The following is a 14,421-nucleotide window of genomic DNA, read 5'->3' on the forward strand; positions in this document are numbered from 1 at the left end:
GGCAACTATACGGCTTGGCGGGGTGTGGCCGGAAGCGGTCAGTCTTTGAGAGGTGTGTTGCCTGCCAGAATGCTTTCGCGAGCAGGCTCGCTCCCACATTTGGAATGCGTTACCCCTGTGGGAGCGAGCCTGCTCGCGAAGCTTTTAGTCACGCCGCGCATGGTAAAGACTGACATGTCTGAACTCTTCCGGCTCCGCCAGATCCGGCAAGGTCATCGCCTCAAGCATTTCGATTCGCTCATACAACGGATGGCGGAAATCCCGGACCCGTGAATCCGCCACCAGCGCCTCGCGGCCACGGCTGAGAAACGCATCGAGCAGCGGCAGGTTCTCGCGGTCGTAGAGCACGTCCGCCACCAGAATCAGATCGAAGCGATCAGCCTCGGCAAAGAAGTCCGTCGAATAACTCATCTGCACATCATTGAGTTGAGCATTAGCCCGGCACGCAGCAATCGCCAGCGGATCCAGATCACAGGCCACCACCTCCAAAGCCCCGGCCTTGACCGCAGCAATCGCGGCGATGCCGGAGCCGGCGCCGAAATCCAGCACCCGCTTGCCGCGCACCCACTCGGGGAACTCCGCGAGATAGCGCGCCACCGCCAGGCCGCTGGCCCAGCAGAAACTCCAATAGGGCGGCTCGTGAAGGATGCGTCGGGTTTCATCCGGGCTGAACTCGCGGTGCATGTTGTCACCGTCGATCAGCCACAGCTGCAAATCGGTGCCCGGCAATGCACAGGCCTTGAGCCGCGCATCACCGAGCAATTCACCCAACGCCTGTTGCAGGTCGAGCGGTACGGTCATGGTGCTTTGACAAATTGCAGCTGGCCCAGCGCCTGGGTGGTCGGCTGGGTAATGGTTTGCGACGGCAGGTGCAGGATCAACTGGCCCGACTGCGTGGCACGACCGCGCAGCTCAACCCGTGCGCCGGCCGGGAAGGCTTCCGGATTGAAGCGCAGGCGAAACGGCAGGATCTGGTTGTTGCCGATCAGGCTGGAACTGGCGAGCAGTTGTTGCGGGCGCGACTTTTCATCGATCACCAGCAGCGCCAGTTCGACTTCGGCCCCGGCCGGCACGCCTTGCAGGGTGCCACTCAGTTCCCGTTGATAGGCCGGCAGCGGACCAAGATCAGCGGCCTCGCGGGCTTTTTTCTGCGCCTGTTGTGGTGCAGGTCCCGGTGTTGGCGGTTGCGGTTTGGGCTTGTCGCTGCCGCAGGCCACCAGCAGGGCGAAAAGACTGAGCAAAACGAGCGGTCGTAGCGACATTGGCAGCTCCAGAAAATGAAATCCGTGGATCAAACGATCATGGCAGTCTGTATACCGCAAACCCTATGGCTTGTCTTGCCACCGGGATGCGCTACCATGGCCCTCCCTTTTTTTGTTGCCAGCCACCATGCACTGTCCCTTCTGCGGTGCCAACGACACCAAGGTCATCGACTCGCGTCTGGTCGCCGAGGGCGAACAGGTGCGCCGCCGGCGTGAATGCCTGGCCTGCGGCGAACGTTTCACGACATTCGAGACGGCCGAACTGGTGTTGCCGCGCCTGATCAAAACCGACGGCAGCCGCCAACCGTTCGACGAAGAAAAACTCCGCGCCGGCATGCAACGCGCGCTGGAGAAACGTCCGGTGAGCGTCGAGCGCCTCGAATCCTCTCTGGTTCACATCAAGCACAAGCTGCGCGCCACCGGCGAGCGCGAGGTCAAATCCCTCGTGGTCGGCGAACTGGTGATGGCCGAGCTGCAAAAGCTCGATGAAGTGGCCTACATCCGTTTCGCTTCGGTATACCGGCGCTTCCAGGACCTTAACGAGTTCCGTGAAGAGATCGACCGCCTCGCCCGCGAACCGGTGAAAGAATGACCCGCGCCGCCGAGCAGGCGATCCTCGACGCCCACTTCATGGCGCGCGCGCTGGAACTGGCGCGCAAGGGCCACTACACCACCCATCCCAATCCACGGGTTGGCTGCGTGATCGTGCGTGACGGGCAGATTGTCGGCGAAGGCTTTCACGAGCGCGCCGGCGAACCCCACGCTGAAGTTCACGCCCTGCGCGCTGCCGGTGAACTGGCCCGGGGCGCCACGGCTTACGTGACCCTTGAGCCGTGCAGCCACCATGGCCGCACACCGCCGTGCGCCGATGCGTTGGTGAATGCCGGTGTTGGCCGGGTGGTCGCGGCGATGCGTGATCCCAATCCGCAAGTGGCCGGGCGCGGTTTGCAGCGTCTGGCCGATGCCGGTATAGCGACTGAAAGTGGTGTGCTGGAAGCCGAAGCCCGTAAGCTCAATCAAGGTTTCCTGAAGCGCATGGAACATGGCTTGCCGTTCGTGCGGGTCAAGTTGGCGATGAGTCTCGACGGGCGCACGGCGATGGAAAGTGGCGAGAGCCAGTGGATCACCGGCCCGGCCGCGCGTTCCGCCGTGCAGCGTTTGCGCGCGCAGGCGGCCGTGGTGTTGACCGGCGCCGACACCGTACTGGCCGACGGCGCGCGCCTGACCGTGCGCGCCGACGAACTGGGTCTGGATGCTGAACAAACCGCACGGGCCACGAGCCGTCCGCCGCTGCGGGTGCTGATCGACGGGCGCTTGCGGGTGCCGTTGGATGCGCCGTTCTTCAAGGCCGGCCCGGCGCTGGTCGCCACCTGCATGGCGGTCGAAGAGCAATACGCCAATGGCCCGGAGTGCCTGATCGTGCCGGGTGATGACGGTCAGGTCGATCTGCATCAACTGCTGATCGAGCTGGCCAACCGTGGCGTCAACGAAGTGCTGGTCGAGGCCGGCCCGCGTCTGGCGGGCGCGTTCGCTCAGCTCGGTCTGGTCGACGAGTTCGTGATCTTCATTGCCGGCAAGTTCCTCGGCTCCACGGCGCGACCGTTGCTGGACTGGCCGCTGGCCTATATGAAGGACGCCCCCGAGCTGAAAATCACTGAAATCCGCGCGGTTGGCGATGACTGGCGAGTCACTGCGACGCCAGTCGTTTCGGCGAGCGTATAATTCCCGGCCATCGCCTTAGCGCTGGCTTCGTTCTCAAGGAGAACCCCATGTTTACCGGCATCATCGAATCCATCGGCAGTATCCGTGCACTCACCCCCAAGGGCGGTGATGTGCGGGTGCATGTCGAAACCGGCAAGCTCGACCTGAGCGACGTCAAACTCGGCGACAGCATCGCGGTCAACGGCGTGTGCCTGACGGCGGTTGAACTGCCGGGCAACGGTTTTGCCGCCGACGTCAGCCGCGAAACCCTCGACTGCACCGCCATGAATGACCTGAAAAGCGGCAGCCCGGTCAATCTGGAAAAAGCCCTGACCCCGACCACCCGTCTCGGCGGGCATCTGGTCAGCGGTCACGTCGACGGTGTCGGCGAAGTGGTGTCGCGCAGCGACAATGCCCGCGCCGTCGAATTTCGCATCCGCGCGCCGAAAGAACTGGCCAAGTACATCGCCCATAAAGGCTCGATCACCGTCGACGGCACCAGCCTGACCGTGAACGCGGTCGATGGCGCCGAATTCCTGCTGACGATCATTCCGCACACCTTGAGCGAAACCATCATGGCTTCCTACAAGCCGGGCCGCCGGGTGAACCTGGAAGTCGATTTGCTGGCGCGTTATCTGGAGCGTTTGCTCCTCGGCGACAAGGCTGCTGAGCCAAGCGCTGGCGGTATTACTGAAAGCTTTCTGGCCGCCAACGGCTATCTCAAATCCTGACTGAAGGGGGTGCCTTGTGGCGCTCAATAGCATCGAAGAACTGGTTGAAGACATCCGCCAAGGCAAGATGGTCATCCTCATGGATGACGAAGACCGCGAGAACGAAGGCGACCTGATCATGGCCGCCGAATGCTGCAAGGCCGAGCACATCAACTTCATGGCCAAGCACGCCCGTGGCCTGATCTGCATGCCGATGAGCCGCGAGCGTTGCGAGCTGTTGAAGCTGCCACTGATGGCGCCACGCAACGGTTCCGGTTTCGGCACCAAGTTCACCGTATCGATCGAAGCCGCCGAAGGCGTCACCACCGGTATCTCCGCCGCCGACCGTGCGCGCACCGTGCAAGCGGCTGCGGCAAAAGACGCCAAGGCTGAAGACATCGTCAGCCCGGGCCACATCTTCCCGCTGATGGCCCAGGCCGGCGGCACCCTGGCGCGCGCTGGTCATACTGAAGCGGCCTGCGACCTGGCGCGTATGGCCGGTTTCGAACCAAGCGGCGTGATCTGCGAAGTGATGAACGACGACGGCACCATGTCCCGTCGCGCCGAGCTGGAAGCGTTCGCCGCCGAACACAACATCAAGATCGGCACCATCGCCGACCTGATTCACTACCGGATGATCCACGAACGTACCGTTCAGCGGATTGCCGAGCAGCCGCTGGACAGCGAACTGGGCCAATTCAACCTGGTGACCTATCGTGATTCGGTGGAAGGCGACGTGCACATGGCGCTGACGCTGGGCACCGTTTGCGCCGAAGAGCCTACCCTGGTTCGCGTGCACAACATGGACCCGCTGCGCGACCTGCTGATGGTCAAGCAACCGGGCCGCTGGAGCCTGCGCGCCGCGATGGCTGCGGTGGCCGAGGCCGGCAGCGGTGTGGTGCTGTTGCTCGGCCACCCGCTGGACGGCGATGTGCTGCTGGCGCATATCCGCGAAACCGCTGATCAGGCGGCGGTGAAAAAGCCGACCACTTACAGCATCGTCGGTGCCGGTTCGCAGATCCTGCGTGACCTCGGCGTACGCAAAATGCGCCTGATGTCTGCGCCAATGAAATTTAATGCGATATCCGGTTTCGATCTGGAAGTTGTAGAATACGTGCCCTCCGAATAATGACCCGGTGAATTCGGCATTGTTGATGTAGATCCTTGTGGTGAGGGGATTCATCCCCGACGGGCTGCGTAGCGGCCCTATTTGGTTGGGGCTGCTGCGCAGTCCATCGGGGATGAATCCCCTTGCCACAGGGGTGTAGTCGAACAGCAATGCGGTGTTTCCGGTCATGAATTTGTGGCTAATATCACTGAGGGATGCGTACGAAACGTGTCCCGGCTCTTTAAGAGATCTGACGAATGACCCTGAAGACCATCGAAGGTACCTTCATCGCCCCTAAAGGCCGCTACGCTCTGGTAGTGGGCCGTTTCAACAGCTTCGTGGTTGAAAGCCTGGTCAGCGGTGCAGTTGATGCCCTGGTTCGCCACGGCGTGAGCGAAAGCGACATCACCATCATCCGCGCGCCTGGCGCCTTCGAAATCCCGCTGGTTGCGCAGAAAGTCGCCCAGAAAGGCGAGTTCGCAGCCATCATCGCCCTCGGCGCGGTCATTCGTGGCGGCACTCCACACTTCGAATACGTGGCAGGCGAGTGCACCAAGGGTCTGGCCCAGGTGTCCATGGAGTTCGGCGTACCGGTCGCGTTCGGCGTCCTGACCGTTGATTCCATCGAGCAAGCCATCGAACGTTCCGGCACCAAGGCCGGCAACAAAGGTGCTGAAGCTGCCCTGTCCGCTCTGGAAATGGTCAGCCTGCTGGCGCAGTTGGAGGCCAAGTGATTAGCGACGATAGCGATCGTTTCAACCCGCGCGATCCGAAACCTGCGGATGCCGGCAAGCCATCGAAAAGCGTCAAGCGTCGCGAAGCCCGTCAGCTCGCGACCCAGGCCCTGTATCAGTGGCACATGGCCAAGGCTTCGCTGAACGAGATCGAAGCGCAGTTCCGCGTTGATAACGATTTCACCGATGTCGACGGCGCGTATTTCCGCGAAATCCTCCACGGGGTTCCGGCGAGCCGCACCGAAATCGACACCGCGCTCAAGCCGTGCCTGGACATCGAAATCGAAGAGCTGGACCCGGTTGAACTGGCTGTTCTGCGCCTGTCCACCTGGGAACTGCTCAAGCGCGTCGACGTGCCATACCGCGTGGTGATCAACGAAGGTATCGAGCTGGCGAAAGTCTTCGGTTCGACCGACGGCCACAAGTTCGTCAACGGCGTACTCGACAAGCTGGCTCCGCGCCTGCGTGAAGCTGAAGTGAAGGCGTTCAAGCGCTGATACGCGCTTGAGACCTCATGGGCGAGTTTGAGCTGATCCGCAATTTCTTCGCCGCCGCGCCTTGTGCGCAGGGCGGCGAGGGCGTTGCTCTGGGGATCGGCGACGACTGCGCCTTGCTGGCGGTTCCCCCCGGGGAACAGCTGGCGATTTCCACCGATACGCTGGTGGCCGGCGTGCACTTCGCCGATCCCTGCGATCCGTTTCTGCTCGGTCAGCGCTCGCTGGCCGTCGCGGTCAGCGATCTGGCCGCCATGGGCGCCACGCCCGTTGCCTTTACCCTTGCCCTGACTGTGCCGACGGTGACTGCCGATTGGCTGCAAGCCTATGCCCGCGGTTTGAATCGCATGGCGCAGAGCTGCGGCGTCGCGCTGGTTGGCGGCGACACCACGCGTGGGCCGTTAAGCCTGACCGTCACGGTGTTCGGTCGCGTTCCGGCCGGGCAGGCGTTGACCCGCAGCGGCGCACAACCGGGCGACCTGCTTTGTGTTGGCGGCGAACTGGGCAATGCCGCCGGTGCCTTGCCGCTGGTGCTTGGCCAGCGTGAAGCCGCAACGGATATCGCCCAGCCGTTGCTCGATCATTACTGGTCGCCCCAGCCGCAACTGGCTCTTGGTCAGGCGCTGCGTGGCAAGGCCACTGCCGCTCTCGACATCTCCGACGGCCTGCTCGCCGACTGTGGGCATATCGCCCTGGCCTCGCAGGTTCGCCTCGAAGTTGAACGTGAGCGCGTACCGTTGTCCGATGCTTTAGTGGCTTTTCTCGGTCAGCGCGGTGCCGAACGGGCGGCGTTGAGCGGCGGCGATGACTATGTGCTGGCCTTCACGCTACCGTCCGTCGAGTTGCCGGCACTGCTGGCCGATGGCTGGCCGATCCATGTGATCGGGCGTGTGGCGCAGGGCCAGGGTGTGGTCCTGCTGGATCGCGAAGGACACGACATCACCCCGCAAATCCGGGGTTATCAACATTTTCAGGAGACACCGTGACAGATCACCCGAAACAGGTTCCGGCCGAATTCGTTCCGCCGTCGGTCTGGCGCAATCCCTGGCATTTCCTCGCGTTCGGCTTTGGCTCCGGCACCTTGCCGAAAGCGCCGGGCACGTGGGGTTCGTTAGTTGCGCTACCCTTTATCCCGTTGTGGCAGATGTTGCCCGACTGGGGTTACTGGCTGATGCTCGGAATCACCATGCTGTTCGGCTTCTGGCTGTGCGGCAAGGTCGCCGACGATCTGCGGGTGCACGACCACGAAGGCATCGTCTGGGACGAAATGGTCGGGATGTGGATCACCCTGTGGCTGGTGCCGGAAGGCTGGTACTGGTTGCTCGCGGGTTTTCTGGTGTTCCGCTTTTTCGACATTCTCAAGCCATGGCCGATCCGCTGGATCGACCGGCATGTACACGGTGGCGTCGGCATCATGCTCGACGACGTGCTGGCCGGCGTGTTCGCCTGGCTGGCGATGCAGGGGCTGGTGTGGATTTTCGCCTGATCCGGATCGTCAGGATTAAGTGAGGAAACTAGGGATGGCTCGACGCTGGTTGGCGCTTGTGATGTTTACCTTGCTGGGCACTGTCGCCAGTGCGCAGGAAGCTGCGCCGACGCCCGCGGTCATCCATCTGGCCAGCGAAGACTGGGAAGACTACACCGCCGACGACGGCCATGGCCTGGGCTGGGACGTGCTGCGCAAGGTGTTCGAGCCGGCCGGGGTGAAACTCGACATTCGCAGCGAACCATACACTCGTTCAGTTGGGCTGGCCCAGCGTGGCGAGGTCGATGCTTGTGTCGGTTCTTATCATGAAGAATTCAGCGACCTGCTCTATCCGCGCTGGAATTTCGACACCGACCACATCTACGCCCTGGGCCTGGCGAGTAATCCGGCACCGACCCCGGAAACCCTCGGTCAATATCGGCTGGCCTGGGTTCGTGGTTACGACTATCAGAATTATCTACCCGGCGTACGCAACTTCAACGAGGTCGTGCGACGTACCGGGATCCTCTCGATGCTCACCCACAACCGCGCCGACTATTACATCGATGCTTTGACCGAAATCGATTACGTGCTTGGCCGGGCCAGGGAACCGACGCAGTTTCGCAAGACGCATATCGCCGAACTGCCGCTGTACCTGTGCTTCGCCAACACACCGCAATCGCGCATGTTGATGGCAGTGTTCGACCGGCGCATGGAGCAGTTGGTCAAGAGCGGCGAGCTGAAGCCGATTTTCGAGCAGTGGAGGCAGCCGTATCCGTTCGAGCCGAACTGACAGGGCCGTCCCCCCTGTGGGAGCGGGCTTGCTCGCGAATGCGGTGTGTCAGCCAGCCTATTGATCGACTGACACGACGCTTTCGCGAGCAAGCCCGCTCCCACAGGGATCTGCAATGGCCGGGTGTTATCAAACTTTTTGATCGTTATGCCCGATAATTCAGCCTAAGCGTCTGCAGGAACCTGCTGTTACAATGCCGGCCTGCGAATTTTCAGAATTTTTAGATCAGGAGCACACCGGTGCCTGTCGTTTTTGTCGCCGCTTCCAAGCTGCCAACGCCTTTTGCGCAATTCACCATGCACGGTTTTCTCGATGAGGCTACCGGCCGCGAGCACGTTGTGCTGAGCCTGGGTGATTTCGCCGACGGTGCCCCGGTTCTCGGCCGGTTGCACTCCGAGTGCCTGACCGGTGATGCGCTGTTCAGCCAGCGCTGCGACTGCGGCTCGCAACTCGAAGCGGCGCTCAAGGCCATCGCCCGTGAAGGCCGTGGCGTGCTGCTGTACCTGCGTCAGGAAGGTCGCGGCATCGGTCTGCTGAACAAGATCCGCGCCTACGAGTTGCAGGACGGCGGCGCTGACACTGTTGAAGCCAACGAGCGTCTGGGCTTTGCCGCCGATCAGCGTGACTACGCCATGTGCCTGCCGATGCTCGAGCATCTGGGCGTGAAGTCGCTGCGTCTGATGACCAACAACCCGCGCAAGGTCAAAGCCCTGACCGACATGGGCATCGTCGTCGCCGAGCGCGTGCCGCTGCACACCGGCCACAACCCGCACAACAAGCTGTACCTGGCGACCAAGGCCAGCAAGCTCGACCACATGATGGGCAACGAGCATCAGGGCGAGGTCGACCGCGCGTGACCCGCGGTCAGGTGCGACGCCGCCTGGCGGTCGACTGGTGGAAATACCTGGCGCTGGCGCTGCTGCCGCTGTTTGTCCTCAATGGCCTGTTCGGCCAGGGCGAAGGCATTCTGCCGGTGCTGGCCATGCCGTTGTTCATTGCCGGCGTGGCCTCGATGTTTGTCAGTCTGAAGTTTTTCGGCCGCTACAAGCACGCGCTGATCGCCACGCAAAAAGCCCTTGATACCCCCGACGAACCGGCGGCCTGGATTGCCTTGGCGGCCCAGCGTCGCAGTGCATTCCTCGCGGCCGCACTGCCGGCATGGATCGGTGCGCTGGCGGTGTTCGTCGGCCTCGAAGCCGTACCGCTGATGCTGCTGGCGTTGTCCACGGCGGTGCTGTTCTACCTCTATCGCATCCCGCGTCAACTCGGCTGATGCGTCGTCTGTGGCTGGCGGTTCTGCTGCTGGCCTGCGCCGGCCCGGTGCTGGCGAGTCTGCGAGTGGTCAGTCTCGCGCCTTCTCTGTCTGAAATCGTTGTTGAGCTGGGCTCGGTCGATCTGCTGGTTGGCGTGCTCGATGCCGGCGAGCGTCCGGCTGCCATTGCCGATGTTCTCTCGGTGGGGCGTTATGGCCAACTCGACATGGAGCGCCTGCTCAGTCTCAAGCCGGATTTGCTGCTGCTGTGGCCCGGCAGTGTCGGCCCGGCACAACGCGATCAGCTCAAACGCCTGAACATTCCGACCTACGTCGCCGAGCCGCATAATCTTGAACAGCTGTCTGCGCAGATCGAGACGATTGCCGCGCAACTGGGGCGACCTGAGCGTGGGACGAAACTGGCGGCGGACCTGCGCCAGAAGCTCGATGACTTGCGCCAACGCTATCGTCGGGACACGCCGCTGAAAGTGTTTTATCAAGTCTGGGACAAGCCGCTGTACACCGTCGGTGGCGGGCAGATCATCAGCGATGCGCTCGAGGTCTGTGGCGCACGCAATGTGTTTGCCGACCTGAGTTTGCCGGCGCCGCAGGTGAGTATCGAGGCGGTGCTGCAGCGCAATCCGGAGGTGATTTTGGCCGGTGATCAGGCCCAGCTCGATGCGTGGAAGGCCTGGCCGCAGGTAGCCGCAGTGAAGCAAGGGAAACTACTGTTGGTTACCGATAAAGGCCTTGAGCGCCCAAGCGGCCAAATGATTGATGCCACCGCCAAACTCTGCCATTTGATTGCGCCTGAGCGCTGAGACCGAGGTGAATTCTTCGCGAGCAAGCCCGCTCCCACAGTTGGAATGCGTTACCCCTGTGGGAGCGGGCTTGCTCGCGAAGAGGTCAGTCAAATCAGCGAAAACCCTGGATCAGAGCTCCGGTGTCCAGGTCACCCCAAACACCCACGCCCGACCTTCCTCGCGATAGCCATACTGCCTGCCGTCATAGCTGTACAGCGCACGGCTGTAACCCTTGTCCAGCAGATTCTCGACCTTCAGATCCAGTTTGATCTCGCGATTCAGCGCCCAGTTGCTGCGCAGTCCAAGCGTGCCGTAGCCACCCAACGGCTGGGTGTTGTTCAGATCGTCGTAACTGCCGCTGACCAACTGCCAGCTCGCGCCCACGCCCAACTGGTCGAACTGGCGATCCAGATCCCAACTCATCGTGCGCCGCGCACGACGCGCCAACGTGTGCCCGCTATCGCGATCACGCGGGTCGATAATCGCCACACCGAGATTGCTCTGCCAGCCGAACAGTTCCTGTTTCAGCGCCGCTTCAAAGCCATTGATCCGCGCCGAGGCCACGTTCTCCGGGCGTGAGTTGCTGCCAAAGATGATCGCGTCTTGCAGATCAGTGCGGTAAATCGACGCCTCCAGCCGACTGCTATCGCTCAACTGACTGCGCCATTGCAGCTCGTAGCTTTTCGAGGTTTCCGGCTTCAGATCAGGGTTGCTGAAGTCCGGGTAGTACAGGTCGTTGAAGGTCGGCGCGCGGAAGCCTTCGCTGTAGCTCAGCAACAGATCGTTGTCCGGGTTCAGCGGCAGGGTGAAGGTGCCGCTCCAGGTGTTCTGGCTACCGAATTGCTGGTTGTCGTCGTGGCGCAGACCCAGTTCGGTGGAGAAGCTGTCGGCCTGATAACGATGCTGGATGAACGCGGCGCGGTTCCAGCGGCTGTCTTCATTGAACGCGGTGCTGCTGTTGACCCGGTCTTCGTACCAGTCGCCGCCGAGGATCAGGCTGTTGCGCGCATCCAGAGTCAGGTCGTTCTGCCAGTTCACCGAATCGCGATAGGTATTGAACACCGTGCGCTCGTCGCTGAGCTTGTCGAAGGTTTTCTCGCGATTTTCGCTGTGACCGAATTCGACGCGGGTTTTCCAGATTTCGTTGACCCGGGCATCGACGTAGCTGCTGACACTGCTGACGTTGAAGTCGCTGTAAGGCTGCTGTTGCACCGACTCGAAAGTAGTCGTATCGAAGCGGCCGAACGGGTTGTCGAACTCGCTTTTGCCACGGTTATCCAGCAGGTTGGCGCCGACTTCGATGTCATCGGTCAGTGCATGGCTGAGACTCAGGCTGACGGATTTATTGCGGTAGGCATCATGATCGCTGTCGCTGGGATAGGACTCGTGAGTGCGGTCGAGACCGGCGGTGTCATCGAGGCTGGCGCCCAAGTTGAAACGGGTCTTGTCATCGCCACCGGACAGGCCGAGGCTGCGTTCCCAGGTCTGGTTGCTGCCGAAGCCGACGTGCAAGCGCGGCTGCAGGCCTTGTTCGGTGCCGCGGCGGGTGAAGATCTGAATCACCCCGCCAATCGCATCGCTGCCGTAAATCACCGAACGCGAACCGCGCAACACTTCCACGCGTTCGATCTGGTCGATGTTCAGGTGCTGCAGATTGCTATCGCCGGAGGTCGAACTGCCAATGCGCTGGCCATCGACCAGCACCAGACTCTGCGCCGATTGCGTGCCGCGAATGTAGATCCCCGGCAGGCTACCGCGCCCACCGGCCTGCGCCACTTGCACACCCGGCACCCGCTGCAGCAGATCGGTGACGCTGCCCGGTTGCAGGCGGTCGATGTCTTCGCGGGTGAACACGGTGTTGGCGGCGCTGCTGTCGTTGCGCGCTTCGACCTGGCGGTTGGCGCTGATCAGCGTGTCAGACAGCTTCAGCGCTTCGTCGCGTTCGAAGGTGTCGGCGAGGGCGCTGGCGGCTGGCAGCAGGAGAAAGGGCAGGGCGAGGCGCGAGAGGTTCATCGGTGTTCCCGTGGGTATTTCTGATGTACACAAATCAAATGTGGGAGCGGGCTTGCTCGCGAAGGCGGTGTATCAGTCCACTCATCATCGACTGATCCGACGCCTTCGCGAGCAAGCCCGCTCCCACATGGGTATTGCGTGTTACTTGTTGAGCAGTTCCAGGCGCTCACGAATCGAAGCTTCGATTCCCGCTTCGTCCAGCCCGCACTCGGCCAGCATCTGCGCGGGTTTGGCGTGCTCGACGTAGATGTCCGGCAAGCCCAGATGCAGCATCGACTTGAGGATGTTCTCGCGCGCCAGGAACTCGCTGACCGCGCCACCGGCACCGCCCATGACCGCGTTCTCTTCGATCGTCACCAGCAATTCGTGGTTGCCGGCGATTTCGCGCACCAGTGCCTCATCCAGCGGCTTGACGAAGCGCATGTCGACCACGGTCGCATCCAGCTTCTCGGCGACTTTCAGCGCTTCGGTCAGTTGCACGCCGAACACCAGCAGGGCGACTTTGCTGCCCTGGCGGCGGACGATGCCCTTGCCGATTTCGATCGGCTCGAGATCCTTGTCGATGGTCGCGTTCGGGCCGGTGCCACGCGGGTAGCGCACCGCCGCCGGGCCGTTGTACAGGTGGCCGGTGGTGAGCATTTTGCGCAATTCGTTTTCATCGCTCGGGGTCATGATGACCATGCCCGGAATGCAGCGCAGGTAAGACAGATCGAAGCTGCCGGCGTGAGTCGGGCCGTCTTCGCCCACCAGACCGGCGCGGTCGATGGCGAACAGCACGTCGAGGTTCTGCACCGCGACGTCATGCACCAACTGGTCGTAACCGCGTTGCAGGAACGTCGAGTAGATCGCCACCACCGGTTTGGCGCCTTCGCAGGCCATGCCGGCGGCGAACGTCACGGCGTGCTGTTCGGCAATCGCCACGTCGAAGTAGCGCAGCGGGAAGCGTTCGCTGAACGCCACCAGGTCCGATCCTTCCTTCATCGCCGGGGTAATCCCGACCAGGCGCGGATCAGCCGCGGCCATGTCGCACAGCCATTCGCCGAACACCGCCGAATACTTCGGCCCGCCGGCCTTTTTCGGCGCAGCAGCCGGGGCGTCGACCGGCTCGAGCTTGGTGATCGCGTGGTAACCGATCGGGTCGACTTCCGCCGGGGCGAAGCCTTTGCCTTTCTTGGTGACGATGTGCAGAAACTGCGGGCCCTTCAGATCGCGCATGTTGCGCAGGGTGGCGATCAGGGTCGGCAGGTCGTGGCCATCGATCGGGCCGATGTAGTTCCAGCCCAGCTCTTCGAACAGGGTGCCGGGGACCAGCATGCCTTTGGCGTATTCTTCGGTGCGACGGGCGATTTCCCAGGCGCCGGGCAGGCGCGACAGGACTTTCTTGCTGCCCTCACGCATGCTCGCGTAGGTGCGGCTGGACAGGATCTTCGCCAGATAATTGGACAGGCCACCGACGTTGCGCGAGATCGACATGTCGTTGTCGTTGAGGATCACCAGCATATTGGCGTTGACTTCCGGCGCGTGGTTCAGCGCCTCGAAGGCCATGCCGGCAGTCAGCGCGCCGTCACCAATCACCGCAATCGCCTTGCGATCACTGTTCTGCAGGCGGGCGGCAATCGCCATACCCAGCGCTGCGCTGATCGAGGTGCTGGAGTGGCCGACGCCAAAGGTGTCGTACTCGCTCTCGGCGCGACGCGGGAAGGCGGCGATGCCGTCCTTCTGACGCAGGGTTTCCATGCGCTGGCGGCGGCCGGTGAGGATCTTGTGCGGATACGCCTGATGACCGACGTCCCACACCAACCGGTCATCCGGGGTGTCGAAGACGTAATGCAACGCGATGGTCAGCTCGATGACGCCCAGGCCGGCACCGAAATGTCCACCGGTCTGGCCGACCGTGTAGAGCAATTCCAGGCGCAACTCATCGGCCAGGGTTTCCAGCTCGGCTTCGCCTAACCGGCGCAGGCCGTCCGGCGTGTTCGCGCGGTCGAGCAGGGGCGTGGTCGGGCGCTTGCGGGGAATCTCATGAAACGTCGTGGGCATCAGGCGAATCGTTATAGGTATAAAAGATGCGGCAGTTTACCTGATG

General features: G+C 62.3%; 16 protein-coding genes. 12 read left to right on the forward strand and 4 right to left on the reverse strand.

The features are described 5' to 3' along the window. Window positions 1–144: 144 nt before the first annotated feature. Together CRO59_RS18680 and CRO59_RS18685 are read right to left on the reverse strand one after the other, a co-directional pair. Entirely contained in the window at window positions 145–801 is a 657-nt protein-coding gene (locus tag CRO59_RS18680) for a methyltransferase (protein ID WP_097089378.1), read from the reverse strand. Then, the gene (locus tag CRO59_RS18685) at window positions 798–1,262 is read right to left on the reverse strand and encodes a YbaY family lipoprotein (RefSeq protein ID WP_027612936.1); all 465 of its coding nucleotides are present in this window, start codon (window positions 1,260–1,262) and stop codon (window positions 798–800) included. Before CRO59_RS18685 ends, CRO59_RS18680 begins: the two co-directional genes overlap by 4 nt. Window positions 1,263–1,389: 127 nt before the next feature. Here CRO59_RS18685 and nrdR point away from each other — a divergent pair, with 127 nt between their 5' ends. From nrdR to CRO59_RS18750, 12 genes are all read left to right on the forward strand, one after another. Further along, window positions 1,390–1,854, forward strand: a complete 465-nt coding sequence (gene nrdR, locus CRO59_RS18690; protein ID WP_003228656.1) for a transcriptional regulator NrdR — start codon at window positions 1,390–1,392, stop codon at window positions 1,852–1,854. Then, window positions 1,851–2,984: a bifunctional diaminohydroxyphosphoribosylaminopyrimidine deaminase/5-amino-6-(5-phosphoribosylamino)uracil reductase RibD gene (gene ribD, locus CRO59_RS18695; RefSeq protein ID WP_097089376.1), complete on the forward strand. Its 1,134-nt coding sequence runs from the start codon at window positions 1,851–1,853 to the stop codon at window positions 2,982–2,984. The genes nrdR and ribD overlap by 4 nt, the downstream gene beginning before the upstream one ends. A gap of 47 nt (window positions 2,985–3,031) precedes the next feature. Then, on the forward strand, window positions 3,032–3,694 hold the full coding sequence (locus CRO59_RS18700) for a riboflavin synthase (RefSeq protein WP_095139117.1): 663 nt from the start codon (window positions 3,032–3,034) through the stop codon (window positions 3,692–3,694). 16 nt (window positions 3,695–3,710) lie between these two features. Next, complete coding sequence (ribBA, locus tag CRO59_RS18705) at window positions 3,711–4,802, forward strand: bifunctional 3,4-dihydroxy-2-butanone-4-phosphate synthase/GTP cyclohydrolase II (protein WP_007966103.1); 1,092 nt, start codon at window positions 3,711–3,713, stop codon at window positions 4,800–4,802. Window positions 4,803–5,038: 236 nt separating this feature from the next. Beyond that, on the forward strand, window positions 5,039–5,515 hold the full coding sequence (gene ribE / locus CRO59_RS18710; protein ID WP_003228649.1) for a 6,7-dimethyl-8-ribityllumazine synthase: 477 nt from the start codon (window positions 5,039–5,041) through the stop codon (window positions 5,513–5,515). Then, window positions 5,512–6,012, forward strand: a complete 501-nt coding sequence (gene nusB / locus CRO59_RS18715; protein ID WP_003228643.1) for a transcription antitermination factor NusB — start codon at window positions 5,512–5,514, stop codon at window positions 6,010–6,012. The genes ribE and nusB overlap by 4 nt, the downstream gene beginning before the upstream one ends. Before the next feature lie 17 nt (window positions 6,013–6,029). After that, the gene (gene thiL, locus CRO59_RS18720) at window positions 6,030–6,995 is read left to right on the forward strand and encodes a thiamine-phosphate kinase (RefSeq protein ID WP_097089374.1); all 966 of its coding nucleotides are present in this window, start codon (window positions 6,030–6,032) and stop codon (window positions 6,993–6,995) included. Beyond that, window positions 6,992–7,495: a phosphatidylglycerophosphatase A gene (locus CRO59_RS18725; RefSeq protein ID WP_007910933.1), complete on the forward strand. Its 504-nt coding sequence runs from the start codon at window positions 6,992–6,994 to the stop codon at window positions 7,493–7,495. Before thiL ends, CRO59_RS18725 begins: the two co-directional genes overlap by 4 nt. A 34-nt stretch (window positions 7,496–7,529) precedes the next feature. Continuing rightward, a complete protein-coding gene (locus CRO59_RS18730) occupies window positions 7,530–8,267 on the forward strand; it encodes an ABC transporter substrate-binding protein (RefSeq protein WP_097089372.1) in 738 nt (245 codons plus the stop codon). 239 nt (window positions 8,268–8,506) lie between these two features. Further along, on the forward strand, window positions 8,507–9,124 hold the full coding sequence (gene ribA / locus CRO59_RS18740; protein ID WP_027612931.1) for a GTP cyclohydrolase II: 618 nt from the start codon (window positions 8,507–8,509) through the stop codon (window positions 9,122–9,124). After that, complete coding sequence (locus tag CRO59_RS18745; protein WP_027612930.1) at window positions 9,121–9,540, forward strand: hypothetical protein; 420 nt, start codon at window positions 9,121–9,123, stop codon at window positions 9,538–9,540. The genes ribA and CRO59_RS18745 overlap by 4 nt, the downstream gene beginning before the upstream one ends. Continuing rightward, window positions 9,540–10,340, forward strand: coding sequence for a cobalamin-binding protein (locus CRO59_RS18750; protein ID WP_097089368.1), 801 nt, complete (start codon window positions 9,540–9,542; stop codon window positions 10,338–10,340). The genes CRO59_RS18745 and CRO59_RS18750 overlap by 1 nt, the downstream gene beginning before the upstream one ends. 111 nt (window positions 10,341–10,451) lie before the next feature. Here CRO59_RS18750 and CRO59_RS18755 read toward each other — a convergent pair whose 3' ends face one another. After that, window positions 10,452–12,335: a TonB-dependent receptor domain-containing protein gene (locus CRO59_RS18755; RefSeq protein ID WP_097089367.1), complete on the reverse strand. Its 1,884-nt coding sequence runs from the start codon at window positions 12,333–12,335 to the stop codon at window positions 10,452–10,454. Window positions 12,336–12,476: 141 nt separating this feature from the next. Then, window positions 12,477–14,375, reverse strand: a complete 1,899-nt coding sequence (gene dxs / locus CRO59_RS18760; RefSeq protein ID WP_027612927.1) for a 1-deoxy-D-xylulose-5-phosphate synthase — start codon at window positions 14,373–14,375, stop codon at window positions 12,477–12,479. Between the last annotated feature and the right edge of the window lie 46 nt (window positions 14,376–14,421).

The sequence above is a fragment of the Pseudomonas sp. LAMO17WK12:I5 genome (assembly GCF_900215165.1).
Taxonomy (GTDB): domain Bacteria; phylum Pseudomonadota; class Gammaproteobacteria; order Pseudomonadales; family Pseudomonadaceae; genus Aquipseudomonas; species Aquipseudomonas putida_A.

What these genes read in the sequence shown, in the direction of transcription:
- dxs (WP_027612927.1), bottom strand. Translation starts at nt 14,375, where the DNA reads ATGCCCACGACGTTTCATGAGATTCCCCGCAAGCGCCCGACCACGCCC.
- CRO59_RS18755 (WP_097089367.1), bottom strand. Translation starts at nt 12,335, where the DNA reads ATGAACCTCTCGCGCCTCGCCCTGCCCTTTCTCCTGCTGCCAGCCGCC.
- ribE (WP_003228649.1), top strand. Translation starts at nt 5,039, where the DNA reads ATGACCCTGAAGACCATCGAAGGTACCTTCATCGCCCCTAAAGGCCGC.
- nrdR (WP_003228656.1), top strand. Translation starts at nt 1,390, where the DNA reads ATGCACTGTCCCTTCTGCGGTGCCAACGACACCAAGGTCATCGACTCG.
- thiL (WP_097089374.1), top strand. Translation starts at nt 6,030, where the DNA reads ATGGGCGAGTTTGAGCTGATCCGCAATTTCTTCGCCGCCGCGCCTTGT.
- CRO59_RS18750 (WP_097089368.1), top strand. Translation starts at nt 9,540, where the DNA reads ATGCGTCGTCTGTGGCTGGCGGTTCTGCTGCTGGCCTGCGCCGGCCCG.
- CRO59_RS18685 (WP_027612936.1), bottom strand. Translation starts at nt 1,262, where the DNA reads ATGTCGCTACGACCGCTCGTTTTGCTCAGTCTTTTCGCCCTGCTGGTG.
- CRO59_RS18680 (WP_097089378.1), bottom strand. Translation starts at nt 801, where the DNA reads ATGACCGTACCGCTCGACCTGCAACAGGCGTTGGGTGAATTGCTCGGT.
- ribD (WP_097089376.1), top strand. Translation starts at nt 1,851, where the DNA reads ATGACCCGCGCCGCCGAGCAGGCGATCCTCGACGCCCACTTCATGGCG.
- CRO59_RS18730 (WP_097089372.1), top strand. Translation starts at nt 7,530, where the DNA reads ATGGCTCGACGCTGGTTGGCGCTTGTGATGTTTACCTTGCTGGGCACT.
- CRO59_RS18700 (WP_095139117.1), top strand. Translation starts at nt 3,032, where the DNA reads ATGTTTACCGGCATCATCGAATCCATCGGCAGTATCCGTGCACTCACC.